Genomic DNA, 21,082 nt, shown 5'->3' on the forward strand with positions numbered 1-21,082 from the left:
AGTATCAGCCATAAATCATATTCAGGAATCGACTATGAGCGTGGCCAAATCTTCCTTCGACATCAGCGCCAACTTCGACAGTGGCAACATTGAAGTGCTGGACATCAGCAACCCGTTGCAAGCATTGCTGGCCATCAAGCCGGACACCCGCAGCCAACACTTCCAATGGTTTCACTTCAAGGCCAGCGGTCTGCACGTCGGTCAAGAGCACTGGTTTCGCCTGAACAATGCCAGCAAGTCTTCGTATAACAAGGCTTGGGATGGTTATCAGGCCGTAGCGTCCTACGACCACGTCAACTGGTTCCGCGTGCCGACCATCTTTGAAGGCGACTGCCTGCGTTTCAGCCTTGAGGCCACAGCCACCCACGCCTGGTTTGCTTACTTCGAACCCTACAGCCGAGGTCGTCACGACTGGCTGATCGAACAAGCGCTGACCAAGGCCGGCACCGAACTGCTCGCCACAGGCAAAAGCGTAGAAGGTCGAGACATTCAGTTATTGCGCAAAGGCACCGGCGCCGAAGGTCGGCGCAAGATCTGGATGATTGCCCAGCAACACCCCGGCGAACACATGGCCGAATGGTTCATGGAGGGCGTGATCGAACGCCTGGAACGGCACGACGATCCTGTGCTGAACAAACTCCTGGCCAGCGCCGATCTGTATCTGGTGCCGAACATGAACCCCGACGGCGCCTTCCACGGCCACCTGCGCACCAACGCGATGGGCCAGGACCTGAACCGTGCGTGGCAGAGCGCCAGCCAGGAAATCAGCCCGGAAGTGTGGTTTGTTCAGCAACAAATGGAAAAGTACGGCGTCGATCTGTTCCTCGACGTTCACGGCGACGAAGAAATTCCTTATGTGTTCACCGCCGGTTGCGAAGGCAACCCGGGCTATACGCCGCGGATTGAAAAACTCGAAGAGCATTTCCGCACTCACCTGAAACACCTGACCAAAGACTTCCAGACCAAACACGGTTACACCCGTGACGAGCCGGGCAAAGCCAACATGACGCTGGCCTGCAACAGTGTCGGTGAGAAATTCGACTGCCTCTCGCTGACCCTGGAAATGCCTTTCAAGGACAACGATGACGCGCCGAATGCGCTCACCGGTTGGTCGGGCAAACGCTCGAAGCAATTGGGCAAGGACGTACTGACGACCATTGCCGAGATGGTCGACACCCTGCGCTGATCAACCTCGATGGCTGCATGCCGGGCATGCAGCCATGACTCACTCAGACGCGATCCTTTCCTCGCAACATGCTGTCCAGCACATCATCGCGACGCACCCAGCCGTGAAACAACGCGGCCGCCAGATGCACCAGCACCGTCAGAAACAGTAGATACGCCAGATACCGGTGAGACTTGCGCAGAAACGCAAACACCTGCGCATTGGCGGGCAGGATTGACGGCAACTGGATCGAACTGCTCAGCATCACCGGGTCCCCGGCGGCTGAAATCATCGCCCAGCCCAGCAGCGGCAAAATCAGCATCAAGGCGTACAACAAGACATGCGAGGCCTTCGCCGCCAGCACTTGCCAACCTGGCAGGTCCGCCGGAAGTGGTGGTTGCTGCGTGGAAAAACGCACCACCAAGCGCACGATCACCAACAATAGAATCGCGACACCCAAAGGCTTGTGCAGATGGATCAGCCACTCATGCCGTTCGGACACCGAGGCCACCATGCCAGCACCGATAAACAGCATGGCAATGATCATCAGCGCCATCAGCCAGTGCAGCAGTCGCGCCAAAGGAGCGAAATGATTCGGTTGAGTGCTCATTGTTGAGCCTCCTGTTTAGCGGCAGGCAACTGGCTGACTTCACTGGTACGGCGCAAGTAGGAACTGGCGTAACCGGCTGAACGAGCAGCGAGCAATGGGTCGTCGGAACCTTCTATACCGGCGGGCAATACGAGCGGGTCGTAGTTGATGTCTCGGCACTCACCATTGAGCTGCGGCTGGGTGCTTTCCAGAACCAGGGTGCCGGCATTCAGGACCTTGCGGCCATCGGGCCAAGCCTTGCTGGCGTCGTTGACCGGGTCCCCGGGGTTGGCCAGGGTGATGTTCAACTGCCAACGCAACGGTCCTGCGGCAATGCGCTGCACCAGGTCTTTTTCCAGGAAGTCGCCGCCCTCCGGCGCCGTTGCGCCGGCTGCATCCTTCGCCACCGGCACCATGCTCCAGCGCACCGCTTGCCGCTGTCCGGCGGCGTTCACCAGGTAAAACGCGTTGACGCTGTTATAGGTTTCCGTCACGTAACTGGCTGACGGTTTGGCCGTCTTGATCCACGCCAGGAAGGGTGCGGCTTCCGGATGCGCACCGAAGAACGCCGGCACGGCAGCAGGATTGGGTTTGCCAGTGGCCGGATCGGGTGACTGCGCCTGCTGCAATTGATAGAACGCTTCGGGAGTGCCCACGGGGAACACCGGCATGCTGTTCATCCCGGTGCGCCACTGCTGACCGTTAGCCTGGGTGAAGCGCAGCGCCATGCTGCGAATCGGCACGCTGTTGTCCGGCGCATAAGGATTGCCGGCCGGCAGCGCGAATCGCCCCACCACCGGGGTTCGGGCTTCGTTGAACACCTGAGCAGTTGAATAGCTGCGCGCCTCGCCACTGCTCTCGAAATGACCGATCACGCACACGCCTTTGGAGTGGTTCCGCCGGAAGCCGGGGTGCACGCCATTGTTGGTTTCCAGCACATTGATCAGCTTTTTCGGCGTCAGGCGCTGTGGGTCGAGTGTGCCGTTGACGTAGGCAAATGCCCCGGCGAGAGCGGCGACCACCACAGCAATGGCAGTCAGTCGCAACGTCAGGCTCGCGGCACTCAGCGGTGGCCGTAAAGGCCCGGTTGGCGGTGTTGAGCGATCAACCATGAAAAACTCCAGGGCGTAGGCCACAGGGGGAAGGAGCTATGAGACGAACGTCACGTAGGATTATTCCCTCTGAACTGTAGTTTCTTTCAAAGCATCACGAGCGACGAATGCCCGAACCCCGTCAGACCCGGTTAAAACAGGCCTCACGCTTATCCAGAAAAGCCTGCATGCCTTCTTTTTGCCCGGGAGTGGAAAACAATCCATGAAAGCTCCTTCGTTCGTACAGCAAGCCTTCGCGCAACCCAAGTTCCAGCGCGCGATCAACTGCTTCGCGAGCGGCCACGGTGGCGCTTTTGGCATACCCTGCGATGGTGTGCGCGGCCGCCATGGATTGCTCAAGCAGATCGGCCGCCTCTATCACTCTTGAGACCAGCCCTGCCCGCTCGGCCTCATGGGCCGACATCGAGCGCCCCGTCAGGATCATGTCCATGGCTTTCGATTTACCGATCAGACGCGTCAGGCGCTGGGTGCCGCCCATCCCGGGCATCACACCCAACTTGATTTCCGGTTGGCCAAATTGCGCGGTATCGGCAGCAAAGATCAAATCGCACATCATGGCTAACTCACAACCGCCGCCAAAGGCATAACCGGCGACAACCGCCAGCTTGGGCGTCCGTAAAGCAGCAAAGGCTTCCCACTCGGCAAAGAAGTCTTCATGGACCATGTCCAGGTAGGACTTTTCGCTCATCTCCTTGATATCGGCGCCGGCCGCGAAAAAATCCGCCGTTCCGGTAATGACAAAACACCCCACCGACGGATCCCTGTCCAAGCGTTGCAGGCTATCCAGCAGTTCGCGCATGACCTCGTAACTCAGGGCATTGCGCGCTTGCGGACGATTGAGACGAATCAGGACGACTCGATCATGACGTTCGATCAGTGTGTACATGGTGACCTCATTGAATAATGTCGAATGCTTGGATGGCGGGCGCTCACGCACGCCTCAGGAGTCCCAGATAGCGCCGTAGGCTGCAATGCCCCGTCCTTCCATTTCCTCGACCACCCGCTGCGTCAGCGCCTGGTTGGAAATGCAGATCACGGCCTCTGCTCCGAACGTTTGAACCGCGTCATAGGCCAGTTGCACCAGGTCAGGTTTGCCCAGCAGGTCGGTGTCCCAGATCAAGGCATCGGGCTCGGCCCGCAGGATTTCCTCGACCAGTTCGTTACCGTAGGTTTTTCGTGGACTGCGGGTCGACCAGATCAGGCGTATCGGTACTTGCCTGGCCAGCAGATGGGGTAGCACCGGGCCGATGCCACTGCCGGTGGCGATGTACACCACCGATTTGAACAAGGTTTCAATGTGCGCAACGCCGGCGGTGGTGATGCCCTTGACCCAGACGTGGGTCGGCAGCTGTTCGATGAACTCACCGGTCCAGTCTCCCGCGCGGGAAATAATCAGGCGGAAACCGGCCTCTCCCGGGGTGGGAATGTTGGCAAATGAGTGCCATTCCAAGAGCGGATTGAGACTGATGGCATTGGACGAACCTGCAAATGGCGTGACATGTCCAAACCGGGCAATCACTGCATGGGGTGAAGTCCTGATCAATTGCACCGGCACTTTGCGCAAACGCAGCCATGGCAGGGCAATACTGAAGGTCAGCACCACCAACATCCAGAATGGCACCGACGCTACCAGCACTTCCGGCAACGGCGATTGCGGGTTCTGATCCTGGGCAAACATCAGCGTCGACCCCCAGAACAGCACGAGCGCTGTCCAGCCACCGAAGCGGTGTGTGCGTTCGAACCCATTGTGAAAGCGTGCGCGAATCCGTGGATGAGCCATGGTCGCCACCAGCAACAACACGCCCAGCAACCCGCCGTTCACCCACAGAAGCGCGAGTGAAACACCGCCCAGGCTCTCCATCCAATGCCAACTTAATGAGCCGAGTAACGCGACGAACCAACCAATGGCCGCCAAGGCTGCGCCACTGTGCAGACCACCGAAGTGATACACCTTGGCCAGCGAGCGACGAACCGCCAGCGGCCACGAGGTGGGAGCCCGGGTTGCCAGCCAGAACAGCAGATTGATGATGTATTGCTGGCGAATCAGAATGGCCATCGACAGATTCGCCAACACCAGCCCGGCTAATGTTTCCAGGGCAACACCAGAAGTTGTCCACCATTGCCCGGCATTCAGCCCGTGGAGCAGCGCGGCACCATTGAGTCCCAGAACCAACGCCACAAGACGGTTGTAATGGGAAAACAGGGGCAGCGTTCCAAGCCGTCGCCATAGCGCACGTTTGGCGGGCAAACCGCGAGCGGCGCTCATGCGTTCACCACAGCTGCAGCGTTGGTATCAGACCCGGCCTGGTGCGCCAATGCCATGTCCAGCAGCAGCCGCTTGTCGACCTTGCCCCGTGATGTCAGCGGAATAACGTCCAGGGCAATCATCAGAGAAGGGACACAATAGTAGGCCAGCCGCTCCTCGCAGCGACGTCTCGCCTCATCGATGTTCGTCGTTGCAGGACTGACAAAGGCCACCAGCTGGCGATTGTCGAGTTTTAGCGTCACCGCCCGCTCGCAGGCGTCGCACGACTCCAGTACCGCTGAAACACTGTCGAGCTCAACGCGAAAGCCCCGCACCTTGACCTGATCATCGACGCGCCCCAAGTGCTCAAGATCACCTTGTGCCGTCCAGCGCCCCAAGTCGCGCGTGCGAAACATCATTCGGCCCTGACCGAGAAATGGATCGGGACGATACCGTTCGGCAGTCAGTGCGGCATTGCCCAGATAGCCCGCCGTCACACAGACTCCGCCGGCCCACATTTCCCCTTGTTCCCCGACCGCACAGGGCTGACCGGCTTCATCGAGTACGTACACGGTATTGTTCGGCGTGGGTTTGCCAATGGTCAGTGCTTCTCCAACCCGATAGCACTGCATGGTATTGACGATGGTGGTCTCGGTCGGGCCGCAGGCATTGAAGAATGTGCAGAACGACGACCAGCGATCAGCCAGGGGTTGCGGGCACGGCTCCCCGGCAACCGCCACGACCTTGACCTGCTGGCAGCGCACCGGATCGAGGGTGCCGAGAATCGATGGCGTGGCGATCAGCACATCGCATTGCTCGGCGGTCTGCTCAATGTCCTTGCCACGGATCATCAATGTCGCGCCGTGGGCCAGGCAACCGAGCATCTCCCAAGCGGCCATATCGAAAGCGATATTCAGAATCTGCCCGACTTTCATCCCTGGCCTCATGCCGAGGTTGCCAGGTTCGGTCAGTAGGATATTGCAGACATTGCGGTGGGTAACCCGAACCCCGTTGGGCAATCCGGTGGTACCTGACGTAAACAGAACGAAGCAAAGTTGATCCGGGGTCGACGACAGCGAACCGCCCACGTTCACTTCGTCTGAGAGGATTGACGGCAACCTCATGAACTCGTCGAGGCAAATGCAGTGCTGCGTTGGCGTCAGCGGAAGCCGTGATTGAAGGCTCGACAGCGTCAGCACCACTCGTGAATCGGCAACCTCCATAATGTGGCGCAGTTGTGGCGCAGGTGTAATGCCCACATGCTGAGGGATGTAGGCCGCGCCCGCTTTCAACACGGCCAGCATCCCCACCAGCATGGGGATCGAGCGTTCTACAAACAACGCAACGTGATCGCCTGGTTTGACACCTTGGCTGATCAGCAACCCAGCCAGTCGATTGGCCTGCCTGTTCAACTCGTTGTAGGTGATGGTTTGCCCCTGCCAATGGGCAGCAACCGCTTGGGGGGTGGTCGCTGCTTGCGCTTCAATGGCGTGATGGATCAAGGAAAACGCTGGCGTAACCGCCGGCCCATGACCGAATGGCTGCCAACGATCCTGATCAACAGGTGACATATGCAACGGGGAACAAGCCAATGCCGGCTTCAGTGTTTTTGCATGTTCTTGCATATCGAAAATCTCATCGGGCTCAATTTGAAAGCGCACATCCGGCGATGCTGCCGAGCCTGTTGATCAGGCTGGCCGAATGCCGTTTGCGCTTGCTGTGAGGGTTGAGCCGCGACGTGTGATGCCATTACAGGGATGACAACCAATCGAGAAAAGTCCTACAGGAATTCACGGTGGGATTTTCTTTTCCGGCAGAGGGAATAATCTGCAGTGGCCGGCGTCTTCCTTGTCACTGCCGCCCTTCACAGACAGAGACACGCCCCTTTTCATGAACGAAATCGACGAACAGTTGCGTGAAATAATTCCCAGGCTTCGGCGCTTTGCCGTGTCGTTGACGCGCAACCCCAGCAGCGCTGACGATCTGGTGCAGTCGAGCCTGGAGCGAGCCCTCTCGAGTTGGGGCGACAAGCGCCCCGAAGGCGACTTGCGCGCCTGGCTGTTTTCGATCCTTTATCGACAGTTTCTCGACGCCCACCGGCGCTCCCGGCGATACGCGCGCATGCTCGAATTCTTCACCGGCCGTGACGATGCGCAGCCCTCAGTCGAGCGCACCGTGATGGCCCAATCGACGCTGCAAGCCTTCGACCAACTCACCACCGAGCAGCGTGCGCTGCTGCTCTGGGTGTCGGTCGAAGGTTTGAGTTATAAAGAGGTCGCCGTCATTCTCGACGTCCCCACCGGCACCGTGATGTCCCGCCTGTCCCGCGCCCGCCAGGCCTTGCGCCAACTCAGCGACGGCGAAATCACCAGCCCTTCTCTGCGGATACTCAAATGATCAGCATGCCCCCGAGCGAGCGTGACCTGCACGCCTACGTCGACCACCAACTCAATGACGCCGACCGACGCCTGGTCGAGACTTACCTGGCCAGCAACCCTGAAGTGGCTGCGCAAGTGCGCGCCTGGCAGCAGGACGCCCAACAACTGCGCGCGGCCATGAGCGGCGCCTTGCATTCCACAGCCAACCCCGAACTCGACCCGGCGCTGATCCGCCAGCGCCTGAAACGTCAGACCCGCCGACATCTGGCCAGCGCCGCCGTGCTGTTGATGGCGGTCGGTGTGGGTGGATTGAGTGGTTGGCAGGCGCGGGAGATAACGCTGGTCAGCTCCTCGCCGCCGATGACCGACGCCATGCAGGCCTATCGCTTGATTGCTCAGCAAGGCATCCTGCCAGCGGACTATAAGGTCAGCGACGACGGTGACATGCAAGGTTGGCTCGACCGTTATTTCTCTCGAGCCAATCGCCTGCCGGATCTGTCGGACTCAGGTTTCAGACCGGTCAGCGGCCGGTTGCTCAGCACCGAGCAAGGGCCGGCGGCGATGGTCGTTTATGAGGATCAGAGCGGCCACAAGATCAGCTTCTACGTGCGTCCGCCCGGACCGAAGAACAACCTGCTGCCTCGGGGCAGTCGCAGCGATGGCGAGTTGCAGGCCGAGTACTGGTCCGGCGCCGGGTACAACTACGCGATGGTCAGCCCGAGTAACCTGCCGGCGGCGCAGAGGCTCAAGCAAACCACGCAATTCTGAACCCACCACACACCTTGTGGGAGCGGGCTTGCCCGCGATAGCGGTTGCACATCCAACAATGATGGTGACTGATCCAACGCTATCGCGGGCAAGCCCGCTCCCACAGAGGTATCCAGCGACTGGTCGACCGTGTTCAGCCCTGCCCAAACACCTGCGAAGGCCTACGCAGCAGCGGATCAAACGGGTTGATCCTCGGCCCGATCAGCGCCGCTTCGCGCTTGAGCATCTCAACCACGGTCGGCAGACGATCCGGCCCCAATCGGTCACTAACCGTGGCCACACTTAACGCTGCCACCGCCCGCCCTTCGCGATCCAGAATCGGCACCGCCACGCCGGCCATGCCTTGCAGCACCCCCGTGTTTCGCCCGGCGTAACCCAGCGTGCGCACATTCTCGACCTCAGAGCGCAGGAACACCTCGTCGTACAGGTGAAAATCCTTGAGCCGCGGCAAGTTGTAGTGAATCACCGTCTCGCGCTCCTCCTGCGGCAGAAAGGCCAGGATCGCCAGGCTGCCCTGCCCCACACCCAGCGCCACCCGGCCGCCGATATCGCCGGTAAACGTGCGAATCGGAAACGGCCCTTCGCTGCGGTCCAGACAGATCGCATCAAAACCGCTGCGCGCCAGTAAAAACAACGAATCTCCCAAAGACGCCGACAGCCGCAGCAACGATGGGCGCACCAGCTCGCGCAGGTTCCCGGTGTTGCCGGCGCGGGCTGCCAAGGCAAAGAACTCCAGGCTCAGGCGATAGCGTTTGCTGCGTGCATCCTGCTCGACCATGCCCTCGTCCATCAGGCTGCGCAGCAGACGATGCGTAGTCGGTTGCGACAGACCGATGCGCTGGGCGAGCTGTGTCACTCGCTCCCCGCCCTCGACGGAGTCACCCAGGCTGCGCAGCACCGCAAACAATCTGGAGACCGCACCGACACCGACTTCATTTTTGTTTTCATTCCGTTCAGCGGAATCTGTCATGTTGATTCTCGACAATAAATTTACTCACTGAATGAAACTGAAAATAGTCTTCGCTTCAGTGAAATAGGCCATTGAGCCCATCCTAGTCTTCGTCCTACTCTGCGTCCAGACAGGGGCGATTCGAACAACAGCGGCAGCCGACCGAAGTCGAGCGCCAACGCACCCAGCAAGATCTTTTCGTATCTGCCCATACAAAAAAGCGCGCCTTCGGGCGACGCATAACAATCTCAGGTGGAGCGCAGTTATGGCTTTTGTGCAACTTGAAGGACTCGGCAAACGTTACGGCGAAATCGACGCCGTCGTCGCCACCAACCTCTCGGTGGAGAAAGGCGAGTTCGTCTCCCTGCTCGGCCCCTCCGGCTGTGGCAAAACCACCACCTTGCAAATGATCGCCGGCTTCGTCGAAGTCAGCAGCGGGCGCATCGTGCTGGACGGCCGCGACATCACCCACGCCAAACCCGCCAGCCGTGGCTTGGGCGTGGTGTTCCAGAGCTACGCGCTGTTCCCGCACATGACCGTCAAGGACAACGTCGCCTTCGGCCTGCGGATGCGCAAAGTGCCCACGGCCGAGTTGCAACAGCGGGTGGATCGGGTGTTGAAACTGGTGCGCCTGAACCAGCATGCCGAGCGTTACCCGCGTGAGCTTTCCGGCGGCCAGCGCCAGCGTGTTGCCTTGGCGCGAGCGCTGGTGATCGAGCCACCGGTGCTGCTGCTTGATGAGCCGCTGTCGAACCTCGACGCCAACCTGCGCGAAGAGATGCAATTCGAGATCCGCCGCATCCAGCGCGAAGTCGGGATCACCACGCTGATGGTCACCCACGATCAGTCCGAAGCGTTGTCGATCAGTGATCGCGTGGTGGTGATGCAGGCTGGGCGCATCACTCAGATCGACGCGCCCTACACCCTGTACGAGCACCCGCGCACTGAGTTCATTTCCGGGTTCGTCGGCAAGGCTAATCTGCTGCCCGGTGAACGTGACGGCGCTGGCGTGGTTCAAGTGAACAGCGGCGGCGAACTGACCTTGAGTCTGCGTCCGGAAAAAATCGATTTGCGGGACAAAGGCCAGGGCCGTTTGCAAGGCCACATCGTCAGCCGCTTCTTTCTCGGCAGCCAATGGTTGTATGGCGTTTCCACGTCCCTGGGCGAACTCAGCGTGGTGCGCCGCAACGATGGTTCGGCGCCCTTGAACGAAGGCACGGCTGTCGGGCTGGACTGGGATGCGACATTGCTGCGGGTGCTGACCGTCGACGAGGTGCTGGCATGAGCACGCTCGCCGCCATTCGCCAGGGACGCCAAGGCTATTTGTTGTCGGCACCGGCCCTGGCGTTGTACATCAGTCTGCTGGCCATCCCGCTGCTGTTGACGCTGGTGCTGTCGTTCAACGTCTTCGACTACAGCTCGGGCATCAACGGCGACGCCTATACCCTCGGCCACTACAGCAGCTTGCTGGGTGATCCGTACTTCTACGAAATCTTCCTGCGCACGATGTGGATCAGCGCCCTGACCACCCTGCTTTGCGTGGTGATCGGCGTGCCCGAGGCCTACATCCTCAGCCGCATGGGCGCGCCATGGCGCTCGATTTTCCTGATTCTGATCCTCACCCCGCTGCTGATTTCGGTGGTCGTGCGCGCCTTCGGCTGGAGTCTTTTGCTCGGCGCCGACGGCCTGGTCAACCAGACCCTGCAAGCGTTCGGCGGCTCACCGATGAAGCTGTTGTACACGCCGTTCGCGGTGGTGATTGCACTGGTTCACGTGATGCTGCCGTTCATGATCATTCCGGTCTGGACCTCGCTGCAGAAACTCGACCCCGCCGCGGAACAGGCCGCGATGTCGCTGGGCGCCAGCCACTTCACCGTGATGCGCCAGGTTGTGCTGCCGCAGATCATGCCCGGCGTGTTGTCCGGCACCTTGATCGTGTTCGGGCTGGCCGCCAGCTCCTTCGCCATTCCCGGTTTGCTGGGCGGGCGTCGAATCAAAATGGTCGCCACGCTGATCTACGACCAGTACCTGTCGGAGCTCAACTGGCCGATGGGCGCCGCCATCGCTGTCGCACTGTTGCTGCTCAACCTGCTGATCATGCTGTCGTGGAACCGAATGATCGAAGGCCGCTACAAGAAGTCATTGGGATAACTCGTCATGTCCAAGAACGGTCCTTTCGCCCTGCTGTTCCATACCCTGGTGGTGCTGTTCATGCTGGCGCCACTGGTGGTGGTTTGCCTGGTGGCTTTCACCCCGGAAAACACCCTGAGCCTGCCAACCACCGAGTTTTCCTTGCGCTGGTTCCGTGCGGTGTTCGAGCGTGCCGACTTTATCGATGCGTTTTACAACAGCCTGATCCTGGCGTTCTGCGCCGCCAGCCTGGCGACGTTGATTGCGGTGCCAGCGGCGTTGGCGATCACCCGCTTCGAGTTTCCCGGACGGGATTTTTTCAACGGGCTGTTCCTGTCGCCGATCATCATTCCGCACCTGGTGCTGGGCGTTGCGTTGCTGCGTTTGTTTGCGCTGATGGGGGTCAACGGCAGTTTTGCCTGGCTGATCTTCGCCCATGTGCTGGTGATTACACCGTATGTGTTGCGCCTGGTGCTGGCCTCGGCCATCGGCCTGGACCGCAGCGCCGAACACGCCGCGCAATCGCTGGGTGCCGGACGCTTCACGCTGTTTCGGGAAATCACCTTGCCGATGATTCTGCCGGGAGTCGCTGGCGGCTGGCTGCTGGCGTTCATCAACAGTTTTGACGAGGTCACGCTGTCGATTTTCGTCACCTCGCCGGCCACGCAAACCCTGCCGGTGCGCATGTATGTGTACGCCACCGAATCCATCGATCCGATGATGGCGGCGGTCTCGGCATTGGTAATTGCGCTGACTGCGCTGACCATGATTCTGCTTGATCGGGTCTACGGACTGGATCGGGTTCTTGTGGGTAAACAATGAGGGCGCCATGGCTCTGCTGAAACGACTGGCCGAAGGCGACCGCCCGGCCGTGACCTTTACCCTCGACGGCCAACCAGCCAGCGGGTTGCTCGGTGACACGCTGCTGACGGCGGTGTTGACCAGCAGCGAACACCTGCGCGGCAGCGACTTCAGTGCCCAGCCCCGGGCCGGTTTCTGCCTGATGGGCGCCTGTCAGGACTGTTGGGTTCGACTGGGCGATGGCCGACGCGTGCGCGCCTGCTCGACGCTGCTCGAACCCGACCAGCACATCACCCGCGAACCGGGGCGCTCGGTATGAAGCCTGTAATCATTGTCGGTGCCGGGCCGGCCGGGATTCGTGCGGCGCAGACGTTGGTCACGCATGGCGTTCGCCCGGTGTTGCTCGATGAAGCGGCGCGCGGTGGCGGGCAGATTTATCGGCGCCAGCCGGCGAACTTCAAGCGCTCAGCGGTCAAGCTCTATGGCTTTGAAGCGCGCAAAGCCAATGCGTTGCATCAGACAATCGACGCGTTGCGCGAACAACTGGATTATCGCCCCGAGACGCTGGTCTGGAACGCCGAAGCCGGCGCACTGGACACCGTGCATGAGACGCGTGCCGCACGACTGGAGTTCTCCCGCGTGATCGTCGCCACCGGCGCCACCGACCGGATTCTGCCGGTGCCGGGATGGACCTTGCCGGGTGTCTACAGCCTCGGCGCGGCGCAGATCGCCCTGAAATTCCAAGGCTGCGCCATCGGTGAACGCGTGGTGTTCGCCGGCAGCGGACCATTGCTCTATCTGGTGGCGTATCAATACGCCAAGGCCGGCGCAAAGGTGGTCGCGGTGCTCGACAGTTCGCCGTTCAGTGCCCAGGCCCGTGCCCTCCCCGGCCTGCTGTCGCAACCGTCCACCCTGGCCAAAGGCATTTATTACCGCAGCTGGCTGACCGCCCACGGCATCCCGGTGCATCAAGCGGCAACCCTGAAACGCATCAATGGCGAACAGCGCGTGCAATCGCTGGATTGGTCCAACGCCAACGGTGAACAACCGCTTGAGTGCGACGCCGTTGCCTTCGCCCACGGCCTGCGCAGCGAAACCCAACTCGCCGATTTGCTCGGCTGCCAATTCACTTGGAACCCGCTCAACCGCGCCTGGCTGCCGCAGCGTGACAGCGCCGGTCGCAGCAGTGTCGCCGAGGTTTATCTGGCCGGTGACGGCGCCGGCATCATGGGCGCCGACGCCGCTGAAATGGCCGGCGAACGCGCAGCGCTGGCACTGCTCGAAGACATCGGTTCCCCGATCGCGCCCCACCGTGGCGTGCAATTGGAGCGGGCACTGGGGCGCATCGAGACCTTTCGCCACGGCCTGGAACGCGCCTTCATGTTTCCCGAACACTGGGCTGCCGATACGCCTGACGAGGTGATGGTTTGCCGCTGCGAAGAAGTCCGGGCCGCAGATATCCGCGAAGTGGTGCGCGAAGGCCATTGGGAGATCAACCGGGTCAAGGCGCATTGCCGCGTGGGCATGGGCCGTTGTCAGGGACGGATGTGCGGCGCCGCCGCGGCAGAAGTCATTGCCTGCGAAAGTGGACGCCCGGTGTCGCAAATCGGCCGACTGCGCGCTCAGGCACCGATCAAACCCCTGCCGTTCGGTCTGGAGATCGAGCCATGATCGAAGTCGATGCAATCATCATTGGCGGCGGCATTGTCGGTGCCTCGGCTGCGCTGTTTCTGAGCAAGGCCGGTCGCCGCGTGGCCCTGCTGGAGCGAGACTTTTGCGGCTCGCATTCCAGCGGTGTGAACTACGGCGGCGTGCGGCGCCAGGGGCGTCCGCTGTCGCAACTGCCGTTGTCGCAACAGGCCCACGCGCTGTGGGGACAGCTGCCACAACTGATCGGCATCGACGGCGAATATCAGCGCAGCGGCCACCTGAAACTGGCCCGCAGTCATAACGATCTTCAGGCCTTGCAGGACTATGCCGCCAGCAGCCAGGGCTTCGGCCTCGACTTGCAGGTACTCGATCGCAATGAACTTCGTGCACGTTTTCCCTGGGTCGGCGATGTCGCCGTCGGGGCATCGTTTTGCCCGGACGACGGCCACGCCAACCCGCGACTGGTGTCCCCGGCCTTCGCCCAGACGGCGCGGCGCCACGGTGCGCAAATCCATGAGCAATGCCCGGTCACGGCGGTGGAACACGACGGCCAGCGCTTTCGCGTCAGCACGCAAACCGGCCTCGAATTGCACGCGCCCTGGCTGCTCAATTGCGCCGGTGCCTGGGCTGGCAACCTGGCCGAACACTTCGGCGAAGCGGTGCCCATGCACGCAGGCCATCCCGCCATGCTGGTCACCGAACCGTTGCCGCTGGTGATGAATGCCAGCACCGGTGTCGAGGGCGGCGGTATTTATGCACGCCAGGTGGCACGCGGTAATTGTGTGTTGGGCGGCGGTCAGGGCTTTGCCCTCGACGGGGCGCGCGCCCGGCCCGGCCAACACGCGGTGATCGAGATCCTGCGCCAGGCCGTCGAGCTTTACCCGTTTCTGCAAGGCGCCCAGGCGATTCGCACCTGGAGCGGCACCGAAGGTTACCTGCCCGATCGCCAGCCGGTGATCGGACATAGCAGCACCCGACCGGGTCTGTTGCACGCGTTCGGCTTTGCCGGCGCGGGCTTCCAGATCGGTCCTGCGGTGGGCCAGGCGCTCACCGAGATCATCTGCAGCGGCGCCTCAAAGACGCCGCTGGATGCGTTTTCCATCACCCGGTTTCACTCCATCTCCGTAGCTTGATAGAGGAAGGTCGCGCCAATGAATAACGTCAAACGTAGTGCACTGCTCGGTTTCTCCTGTCTGACCGCCCTGCTCACGGTCACCCAGGCACAGGCCGAACCCACGCTGTATCTGGGCATGAACGGCGGGACCATGGAGCGGCTCTACGCCGACAAGGTGCTGCCGGTTTTCGAGAAAGCCAACAACGTCAAAGTGGTGATCGTGCCGGGCACGTCCGCCGATATCCTGGCCAAGGTCCAGGCCAGTAAAGGCAACCCGCAGATGCACGTGATGTTCCTCGACGACGGCATCATGTACCGCGCCATCGCCATGGGCCTGTGCGACAAACTCCAGGACAGCGCGCCACTGGCGCAGATTCCGGCCAAGGGGCGGATCAAGGATCAAGCGGTGGCGGTCAGCCTCGGGGTGACCGGGCTGGCGTACAACACGCGTCTGTTCAAGGAAAAAGGCTGGGCGGCGCCGACCTCGTGGATGGACATGGCCGATCCGCGCTTCAAGGACAAACTGGTGTTCCAGTCGATGGCGTCTTCGACCTTCGGTCTGCACGGTTTCCTGATGTTCAACCGGATTCAGGGCGGCAGCGAAACCGACGTCGAGCCGGGCTTCAAGGCATGGCCGAACACCGTCGGGCGCAACGTGCTGGAATACATTCCGAGCTCGGCGAAGATTTCCGAAATGCTCCAGACCGACGAAGCCGCGCTGTTCCCGTTGACCCCGACCCAGGTCACCGCACTCAAACTCAAAGGCATGCCGGTGGAATACGCGCAGCCTAAAGAAGGCGCCGTGGTACTCAACGTGGCCGAGTGCGCCATCGCCAATAACACTCAACCGGAACTGGCGCAGAAGCTCGCTGCTTTCCTGCTGACACCGGAAGCACAAGCCGCCGCGCTTGAAGATGGCGACCAGATCCCGTCCAACCCCAATACCCCGACCACCGACAAGACCCGTGGTCAGGTCGAGGCAATGAAGCAGTATCTGACCACTGCGATTGCGATCGATTGGGACCAGGTCAACGAACAGCGTCCGGCGTGGAATGCGCGCTGGAATCGCAGCATCGAACGCTAGATCATCAGGCATGACGCACTCTCTGCAGTAGCTGGCCAACGCTGCTGCAGGAGTACGCGTCGCAGTAGTCGATTTATTCACCGTTTGGTTAAACTACGCCGCGGCAGCTCGAGGGAGTCTGCCTGACGACGACGGGGTAACCTCACAGTGGCCATTCGACCGCCCAACCATTCGCCACGACCGCCACGCTGGCCGATGCTGCGCCGCTTGTTCGGCAAGGCGTTCGCTGCACCTGCCAGCTGCACCGCCACAGGTCGAGTGATTCACGACTACTTCCGTCACCAGGCCCACGCTCAGGGCTACACCCTCAGCCACAGCCAGCAACGGGTAATCGACTGCATGGCGCAGCACGCCTCGGTCCTGCTCGGCACCTCGAAAAAAACCCTCCCGGGCCTGTATTTGCATGGTGCGGTCGGTCGCGGCAAGAGCTGGCTGCTCGACGGTTTTTTCCAGGCCATTCCGATTGCCGGAAAACAGCGCCTGCACTTCCATGAATTTTTTGCCCGGCTGCATCAGGGCATGTTCACCCATCGTGATCATCCCGATGCGCTGGGCGTTACCCTCGATACGCTGCTAAGCGACTGCCGTGTGCTGTGTTTCGACGAGTTCCATGTCCACGACATCGGCGATGCGATGCTCATCACCCGGCTGTTCAAGGCCCTGTTTCGCCGCGGCATCCTGCTGTTGGTGACCTCCAATTACTCGCCGGAAGGTTTGTTGCCCAACCCGCTCTACCACGCGCGTTTCAAACCGGTGATCGACTTGATCCATGCGCGCATGCAAGTCATGGAGGTTGGTGGGCCACACGACTACCGCAGCCAGATGAGAACCCACGCGCATCAGCTGTTTACCCAGGGCCGGTACGTCTGGCCGGGCTCGGTGGCGCAACGTCAGGCGCTGGAATTGCCCGAACGTGACACGTCACCCCTGCAGTTGCCGGTCGGCACCCGCCACCTCCCCGCGCGATATTGCAACGAACGCACCATCGGTTTTACCTTCGCCGACCTGTGCGAACACCCCACGGCGGTCATGGATTATCTAGAGTTGTGCCGGCGTTTCGACCGCTGGATCATCGACGCCCTGCCGAACCTTGCAGACTGCTCGATCGCGGCGCAGCAGCGTTTCATCAATTTGATCGACGTTTTGTACGATCAGGACAAACACCTGACGTTGCTTGGCCAGCAGTCGTTGTGCGAGAGCCTGGCCGGCGATGCGATAGACCTGGCGCGTACGCGCAGCCGGTTGGGGCAGTTGGTGGAAGTGCGCGAGCCATAGTTTTTGTGGTGCCGCCCCGGCCCCTTCGCGAGCAGGCCGAACAGATTTACCGGTATCATGCCGCCCGCGCCCTTCCCTTGATCAATAGCGAACCCGCCCATGGATACCCTCGCCCAATTGCGCGCCGGTCAACTGACAGGCATCACCCGTCTGGATCTGGCCTGCGGCCTGACTGAATTTCCACGAGAAATCTTCGACCTCGCGGACTCGCTGGAAGTGCTCAATCTCAGCGGCAACGCCTTGAGCAGCCTGCCCGACGACCTGCATCGCCTGACCCGTTTGCGTGTGCTGTTTTGTTCGGACAACCTGTTCACCGAACTGCCGGCCTGCATCGGTCAATGCGCCGCGCTGACGATGATCGGCTTCAAGGCCAATGCGATTGAAAAGGTGCCCGCCGAAGCGTTGCCGCCATTACTGCGCTGGCTGATCCTGACCGATAACCGCATCGTCGAACTGCCCGAAGAACTGGGTAATCGGCCGTACCTGCAAAAGCTCATGCTTGCCGGCAACTGCTTGCAGCGCCTGCCCGAGCGCCTGAGTCAGTGCCATCGACTCGAGCTGATTCGCATTGCCGCCAACCAGTTGACCGAACTTCCCGAGTGGTTGCTGACCCTGCCAAGCCTGACCTGGCTGGCTTATGCCGGTAACCCGCTGGAAACCGAAGCGGATGTGGCTGCGCTCGATGCCACGACGAGCATTGCATGGACCGAGTTGCGCCTGGAACAGCAACTGGGCGAAGGCGCTTCAGGGGTGATTCATCGCGCCACATGGGCACGGCCAGGCCAAGCGGCCACCGCCGTCGCGGTGAAACTCTACAAAGGTGAAATGACCAGCGACGGCTCGCCACTGCACGAAATGAACGCCTGCATAACAGCCGGCCTTCATCCCAATCTGATTCGGGTCGAAGGCCGCATCGCCGATCATCCCGAGCAGCAGGCCGGACTGGTGATGCAACTGATCGATCCGAGCTATCGCAACCTGGCTGCACTGCCAAGCCTGGCATCCTGTACCCGTGACGTGTACACCGAGGACACCCGTTTCAGTGCCGACGTCGCGTTGCGCATGGCCTGCGGCATCGCCTCGGTGGCCGAGCATTTGCACGACCAAGGCATCACCCACGGCGACCTCTACGGCCACAATATTTTGTGGAACGAGCACGGGGATTGTCTGCTGGGGGACTTCGGCGCGGCGTCGTTTCATGCGACCTCCGACAGCCTGGAAAGCCGCGCGCTGCAACGGATCGAAGTGCGGGCATTCGGGGTGTTGCTGGGGGAATTGCTCGAGCGGATCGACTCGGGGTTGAGCGATGCAGAACGTGCCCGACTGGAAGCGTTGCAGCAGCGTTGCTGTCAGCCGGATGTGCTGGCGCGGCCCGGGTTCAGTGAGATTGTGGAATTACTTGATATTCAGTGACCGCTGCGCGGTCAATCGCGGGCGAGCCCGCTCCCACAGGGGACTGTGTTGATCACAAAATAAGTGAACGACACAAAAACCCTTGTGGGAGCGGGCTTGCCCGCGAAGACGGCCTGTCAGGCGACAATGCCGTCAACGCCGGAATGCTTAACCCGCCAGACCCACAAACATGTCCTGCACATCATCATGGTTATCGAGGCCTTCCAGGAACGCCTCGACTTCAGCCATCTGCTCGTCGCTCAAACCGCTGACCGGGTTTTTTGGCTGGTAGCCCAACTTGGCCGACAATACCGTGAAGCCTTGCTCAGGCAGGGCCTTCTGAACCGCGTCCAGGTCTGCAGGCTCGGTCAGGAACAGGGTCGTGCCCTCTTCTTCACCGGGCTCGAAATCCTGGGCACCGGCTTCGATCGCGGCCATTTCCGGATCGGCATCAGGGCTGTCCGGGGACGCTTCGATCATGCCCACATGGTTGAAATCCCACGACACCGAACCGGAAGCGCCCAATTGGCCCTTACGGAACGCCACGCGGATTTCAGCCACGGTGCGGTTGATGTTGTCAGTCACGCATTCAACGATCAGCGGCACCTGATGCGGTGCGAAGCCTTCATACGTCACGCGATGGTATTGCACGGTTTCGCCCAACAGGCCCGCGCCTTTCTTGATCGCGCGATCCAGGGTTTCCTTTGGCATCGAGGCTTTCTTGGCCTGCTCGACCACCAGGCGCAGGTGAGCGTTGGTGGCAGTATCGGCACCGTTACGCGCAGCAATGGTGATTTCTTTCACCAGTTTGCCGAAGATTTTGCCCTTGGCGTTAGATGCCGCTTCTTTGTGTTTAACCTTCCACTGTGCGCCCATTACTCACTCTCTTGATCTATGGCGCCGAGACATCTATTGGCCGACGCATGGCGCAAGTTTATACGGCCTAAAGAAGGCAATCGACCAAAAAATCCACCCGTTCATGCCCATGACGTATCGACATCTTCACCACTGCTTGTAGGGCAATTCCGAAAAGTCGATTTACGCTGACCATTCATGGCCGTGGTTTCGTACCCTCTGCGCCCATCTCCCATGGCAGAAGCGTGTTCGATGCACAACGACAAGGAAAGTCCCTACACCCTGGCACTCCTGAACGACGGTTTGACTGTGCAGGTGTCGCAGTTCAGTGGCCGTGAAAGCCTCAACCAGCCTTATCGTTTCGACATCGAAGTGATCGGTCTGACGCCGGCGATAAAACTCGAACAGTTGCTGCATCAGCCGGCGTTCCTGTGCCTGGGCGGTGAAACCGGCATTCACGGGCTGCTACACAGTGTCCGTCGCGAACATCGTGGCCCGAATGGGATCGGCTACAACCTGGTGCTGGTACCGCGCCTTCAGCAGCTGGACGGACAACGTCATCGGCGGGTGTTTCATCAGCTCAGCGTGCCCGACATCCTGCGTCAGTTGCTGACAGAAAACGCGTTACCCACCGACAGCTACCGCTTTGAACTGCCGAGCCCGCGCTACCCCGTCCGGCCATTCTGCATTCAGTTCGAGGAGAGCGACCTGGCATTCCTGCAACGCCTGTGCGAGGAAGAAGGTATCCACTTTCACTTCGAACATCAGCGCGCCGGCCATGTGCTGGTGCTGGCGGATGACAGCCTGAGCTTTCCCCAGGCGCCGCGGCTGATGCCGTTTCACGGCGAGACGGCCGAGTCGGCCAACGGCCCGGTGATCCGCGAATTGTTCCAGCGTCACGCCTCGCCAACGCCGGGCGCTAACCCGATCGCGCCATGCCTCGACCGTGCTCAGGTCAGTCGCCGAATCCTCGAACGCCTGCGCTGCAAGCATCGGCAGATAGAGGGTCAAAGCAACCACCGTGATCTGCGCAGTGGGTGCATCGTGCAAGTGTCGGAACATCCGATCACGAACTTCAACGATCAATGGCTGCTGACCGACATTCAGCATCAGTGCCAGCAGCCGTCGATTCTCTCCGAGGTCGCACCCGGCAGGGCCTGGCACTACAGCAATCAGTTCAGCGCCATTCCCTGGTCGACAGTGTTCCGGCCCGCGCTGAAACAGGCCCGCCCCGTCATTGCCGGTTTGCAACCGGCGCGCGTGCTGGGCCCGGTCGGGCAACCGGCGGTGCTGGATGATCAAGGACGGATACACGTCAGCTTATGGCCAACGCCACTGACTGATGAAATCGCCGGCCTGTGGATTCCCCTGGCCCTGGCAACGCCGGACGGGCGGATCGACCCGTCCAGGCTGCCACTCGCCGGCACCGAGGTGCTCATCAGTTTTCTCGACAGCGACCCGGACCGTCCGGTGCTGTGCGCCACCGCAGGCAATCCGCCAACGCCACGAAGCGCTTACCCGCCACGCAGCGATGGTCGCTTGCTGCTCGATTGGCTGGTCAATCGATAGACGCGC

At 61.0% G+C, this 21,082-nt stretch carries 20 protein-coding genes; 13 read left to right on the plus strand and 7 right to left on the minus strand.

Annotated elements, in window-relative coordinates:
* Positions 1 to 34 precede the first annotated feature (34 nt).
* The gene (locus BLQ41_RS25025; protein ID WP_090185796.1) at positions 35 to 1,186 is read left to right on the plus strand and encodes a M14 family metallopeptidase; all 1,152 of its coding nucleotides are present in this window, start codon (positions 35 to 37) and stop codon (positions 1,184 to 1,186) included.
* A 43-nt stretch (positions 1,187 to 1,229) separates the two neighbouring features.
* Here BLQ41_RS25025 and BLQ41_RS25030 read toward each other — a convergent pair whose 3' ends face one another.
* The 5 genes from BLQ41_RS25030 to BLQ41_RS25050 all read right to left on the minus strand — a co-directional run bounded on the left by BLQ41_RS25030 (position 1,230) and on the right by BLQ41_RS25050 (position 6,682).
* A complete protein-coding gene (locus BLQ41_RS25030; protein ID WP_090185799.1) occupies positions 1,230 to 1,775 on the minus strand; it encodes a cytochrome b in 546 nt (181 codons plus the stop codon).
* Positions 1,772 to 2,866: a catalase family peroxidase gene (locus tag BLQ41_RS25035; RefSeq protein WP_090185802.1), complete on the minus strand. Its 1,095-nt coding sequence runs from the start codon at positions 2,864 to 2,866 to the stop codon at positions 1,772 to 1,774. The genes BLQ41_RS25030 and BLQ41_RS25035 overlap by 4 nt, the downstream gene beginning before the upstream one ends.
* 121 nt (positions 2,867 to 2,987) lie before the next feature.
* A complete protein-coding gene (locus BLQ41_RS25040) occupies positions 2,988 to 3,752 on the minus strand; it encodes an enoyl-CoA hydratase-related protein (RefSeq protein WP_090185806.1) in 765 nt (254 codons plus the stop codon).
* Between the two features lie 54 nt (positions 3,753 to 3,806).
* Positions 3,807 to 5,132, minus strand: a complete 1,326-nt coding sequence (locus BLQ41_RS25045) for a ferredoxin reductase domain-containing protein (RefSeq protein WP_090185810.1) — start codon at positions 5,130 to 5,132, stop codon at positions 3,807 to 3,809.
* Entirely contained in the window at positions 5,129 to 6,682 is a 1,554-nt protein-coding gene (locus BLQ41_RS25050; protein WP_231997131.1) for an amino acid adenylation domain-containing protein, read from the minus strand. The genes BLQ41_RS25045 and BLQ41_RS25050 overlap by 4 nt, the downstream gene beginning before the upstream one ends.
* Before the next feature lie 319 nt (positions 6,683 to 7,001).
* On the opposite strand from BLQ41_RS25050, the gene BLQ41_RS25055 reads away from it, so the two are divergent.
* Both BLQ41_RS25055 and BLQ41_RS25060 read left to right on the plus strand, forming a co-directional pair.
* Positions 7,002 to 7,508 carry a sigma-70 family RNA polymerase sigma factor gene (locus BLQ41_RS25055; RefSeq protein WP_090185816.1) on the plus strand — a complete coding sequence of 169 codons (507 nt, stop codon included), beginning with the start codon at positions 7,002 to 7,004 and terminating at the stop codon, positions 7,506 to 7,508.
* Positions 7,505 to 8,257: an anti-sigma factor family protein gene (locus BLQ41_RS25060; protein ID WP_090185819.1), complete on the plus strand. Its 753-nt coding sequence runs from the start codon at positions 7,505 to 7,507 to the stop codon at positions 8,255 to 8,257. The genes BLQ41_RS25055 and BLQ41_RS25060 overlap by 4 nt, the downstream gene beginning before the upstream one ends.
* Before the next feature lie 133 nt (positions 8,258 to 8,390).
* Here BLQ41_RS25060 and BLQ41_RS25065 read toward each other — a convergent pair whose 3' ends face one another.
* On the minus strand, positions 8,391 to 9,227 hold the full coding sequence (locus BLQ41_RS25065) for an IclR family transcriptional regulator (RefSeq protein WP_090185821.1): 837 nt from the start codon (positions 9,225 to 9,227) through the stop codon (positions 8,391 to 8,393).
* Positions 9,228 to 9,471: 244 nt separating this feature from the next.
* Between BLQ41_RS25065 and BLQ41_RS25070 the strand changes: the two genes are divergently transcribed.
* The 9 genes from BLQ41_RS25070 to BLQ41_RS25110 all read left to right on the plus strand — a co-directional run bounded on the left by BLQ41_RS25070 (position 9,472) and on the right by BLQ41_RS25110 (position 18,673).
* Entirely contained in the window at positions 9,472 to 10,491 is a 1,020-nt protein-coding gene (locus BLQ41_RS25070; protein ID WP_090185824.1) for an ABC transporter ATP-binding protein, read from the plus strand.
* Positions 10,488 to 11,357, plus strand: a complete 870-nt coding sequence (locus BLQ41_RS25075; RefSeq protein WP_090185826.1) for an ABC transporter permease — start codon at positions 10,488 to 10,490, stop codon at positions 11,355 to 11,357. The genes BLQ41_RS25070 and BLQ41_RS25075 overlap by 4 nt, the downstream gene beginning before the upstream one ends.
* 6 nt (positions 11,358 to 11,363) lie before the next feature.
* Positions 11,364 to 12,158: an ABC transporter permease gene (locus tag BLQ41_RS25080; protein ID WP_090185829.1), complete on the plus strand. Its 795-nt coding sequence runs from the start codon at positions 11,364 to 11,366 to the stop codon at positions 12,156 to 12,158.
* 7 nt (positions 12,159 to 12,165) lie between these two features.
* The gene (locus BLQ41_RS25085; protein WP_090185832.1) at positions 12,166 to 12,456 is read left to right on the plus strand and encodes a (2Fe-2S)-binding protein; all 291 of its coding nucleotides are present in this window, start codon (positions 12,166 to 12,168) and stop codon (positions 12,454 to 12,456) included.
* Positions 12,453 to 13,808: an FAD/NAD(P)-dependent oxidoreductase gene (locus BLQ41_RS25090; protein ID WP_090185834.1), complete on the plus strand. Its 1,356-nt coding sequence runs from the start codon at positions 12,453 to 12,455 to the stop codon at positions 13,806 to 13,808. The genes BLQ41_RS25085 and BLQ41_RS25090 overlap by 4 nt, the downstream gene beginning before the upstream one ends.
* On the plus strand, positions 13,805 to 14,920 hold the full coding sequence (locus BLQ41_RS25095; RefSeq protein ID WP_090185837.1) for an NAD(P)/FAD-dependent oxidoreductase: 1,116 nt from the start codon (positions 13,805 to 13,807) through the stop codon (positions 14,918 to 14,920). The genes BLQ41_RS25090 and BLQ41_RS25095 overlap by 4 nt, the downstream gene beginning before the upstream one ends.
* Before the next feature lie 18 nt (positions 14,921 to 14,938).
* Positions 14,939 to 15,985 carry an ABC transporter substrate-binding protein gene (locus BLQ41_RS25100; protein WP_090185840.1) on the plus strand — a complete coding sequence of 349 codons (1,047 nt, stop codon included), beginning with the start codon at positions 14,939 to 14,941 and terminating at the stop codon, positions 15,983 to 15,985.
* A 147-nt stretch (positions 15,986 to 16,132) separates the two neighbouring features.
* Positions 16,133 to 17,260: a cell division protein ZapE gene (gene zapE / locus BLQ41_RS25105; protein ID WP_197678901.1), complete on the plus strand. Its 1,128-nt coding sequence runs from the start codon at positions 16,133 to 16,135 to the stop codon at positions 17,258 to 17,260.
* A gap of 99 nt (positions 17,261 to 17,359) precedes the next feature.
* The gene (locus tag BLQ41_RS25110) at positions 17,360 to 18,673 is read left to right on the plus strand and encodes a leucine-rich repeat-containing protein kinase family protein (RefSeq protein WP_090185846.1); all 1,314 of its coding nucleotides are present in this window, start codon (positions 17,360 to 17,362) and stop codon (positions 18,671 to 18,673) included.
* A gap of 147 nt (positions 18,674 to 18,820) precedes the next feature.
* On the opposite strand, the gene BLQ41_RS25115 is transcribed toward BLQ41_RS25110, so the two are convergent.
* Complete coding sequence (locus tag BLQ41_RS25115; RefSeq protein WP_090185851.1) at positions 18,821 to 19,528, minus strand: YebC/PmpR family DNA-binding transcriptional regulator; 708 nt, start codon at positions 19,526 to 19,528, stop codon at positions 18,821 to 18,823.
* 231 nt (positions 19,529 to 19,759) lie between these two features.
* Between BLQ41_RS25115 and BLQ41_RS25120 the strand changes: the two genes are divergently transcribed.
* Positions 19,760 to 21,076: a type VI secretion system Vgr family protein gene (locus BLQ41_RS25120; RefSeq protein ID WP_090185854.1), complete on the plus strand. Its 1,317-nt coding sequence runs from the start codon at positions 19,760 to 19,762 to the stop codon at positions 21,074 to 21,076.
* The last annotated feature ends 6 nt before the right edge of the window (positions 21,077 to 21,082 follow it).

The sequence above is a fragment of the Pseudomonas arsenicoxydans genome, from assembly GCF_900103875.1.
Lineage (GTDB): Bacteria > Pseudomonadota > Gammaproteobacteria > Pseudomonadales > Pseudomonadaceae > Aquipseudomonas > Aquipseudomonas arsenicoxydans.

Excerpts from the sequence above, each read along its gene's own strand:
- BLQ41_RS25025 (WP_090185796.1), top strand. The coding sequence starts at position 35 with ATGAGCGTGGCCAAATCTTCCTTCGACATCAGCGCCAACTTCGACAGT.
- BLQ41_RS25030 (WP_090185799.1), bottom strand. The coding sequence starts at position 1,775 with ATGAGCACTCAACCGAATCATTTCGCTCCTTTGGCGCGACTGCTGCAC.
- BLQ41_RS25035 (WP_090185802.1), bottom strand. The coding sequence starts at position 2,866 with ATGGTTGATCGCTCAACACCGCCAACCGGGCCTTTACGGCCACCGCTG.
- BLQ41_RS25040 (WP_090185806.1), bottom strand. The coding sequence starts at position 3,752 with ATGTACACACTGATCGAACGTCATGATCGAGTCGTCCTGATTCGTCTC.
- BLQ41_RS25045 (WP_090185810.1), bottom strand. The coding sequence starts at position 5,132 with ATGAGCGCCGCTCGCGGTTTGCCCGCCAAACGTGCGCTATGGCGACGG.
- BLQ41_RS25050 (WP_231997131.1), bottom strand. The coding sequence starts at position 6,682 with ATGTCACCTGTTGATCAGGATCGTTGGCAGCCATTCGGTCATGGGCCG.
- BLQ41_RS25055 (WP_090185816.1), top strand. The coding sequence starts at position 7,002 with ATGAACGAAATCGACGAACAGTTGCGTGAAATAATTCCCAGGCTTCGG.
- BLQ41_RS25060 (WP_090185819.1), top strand. The coding sequence starts at position 7,505 with ATGATCAGCATGCCCCCGAGCGAGCGTGACCTGCACGCCTACGTCGAC.
- BLQ41_RS25065 (WP_090185821.1), bottom strand. The coding sequence starts at position 9,227 with ATGACAGATTCCGCTGAACGGAATGAAAACAAAAATGAAGTCGGTGTC.
- BLQ41_RS25070 (WP_090185824.1), top strand. The coding sequence starts at position 9,472 with ATGGCTTTTGTGCAACTTGAAGGACTCGGCAAACGTTACGGCGAAATC.
- BLQ41_RS25075 (WP_090185826.1), top strand. The coding sequence starts at position 10,488 with ATGAGCACGCTCGCCGCCATTCGCCAGGGACGCCAAGGCTATTTGTTG.
- BLQ41_RS25080 (WP_090185829.1), top strand. The coding sequence starts at position 11,364 with ATGTCCAAGAACGGTCCTTTCGCCCTGCTGTTCCATACCCTGGTGGTG.
- BLQ41_RS25085 (WP_090185832.1), top strand. The coding sequence starts at position 12,166 with ATGGCTCTGCTGAAACGACTGGCCGAAGGCGACCGCCCGGCCGTGACC.
- BLQ41_RS25090 (WP_090185834.1), top strand. The coding sequence starts at position 12,453 with ATGAAGCCTGTAATCATTGTCGGTGCCGGGCCGGCCGGGATTCGTGCG.
- BLQ41_RS25095 (WP_090185837.1), top strand. The coding sequence starts at position 13,805 with ATGATCGAAGTCGATGCAATCATCATTGGCGGCGGCATTGTCGGTGCC.
- BLQ41_RS25100 (WP_090185840.1), top strand. The coding sequence starts at position 14,939 with ATGAATAACGTCAAACGTAGTGCACTGCTCGGTTTCTCCTGTCTGACC.
- BLQ41_RS25110 (WP_090185846.1), top strand. The coding sequence starts at position 17,360 with ATGGATACCCTCGCCCAATTGCGCGCCGGTCAACTGACAGGCATCACC.
- BLQ41_RS25115 (WP_090185851.1), bottom strand. The coding sequence starts at position 19,528 with ATGGGCGCACAGTGGAAGGTTAAACACAAAGAAGCGGCATCTAACGCC.
- BLQ41_RS25120 (WP_090185854.1), top strand. The coding sequence starts at position 19,760 with ATGCACAACGACAAGGAAAGTCCCTACACCCTGGCACTCCTGAACGAC.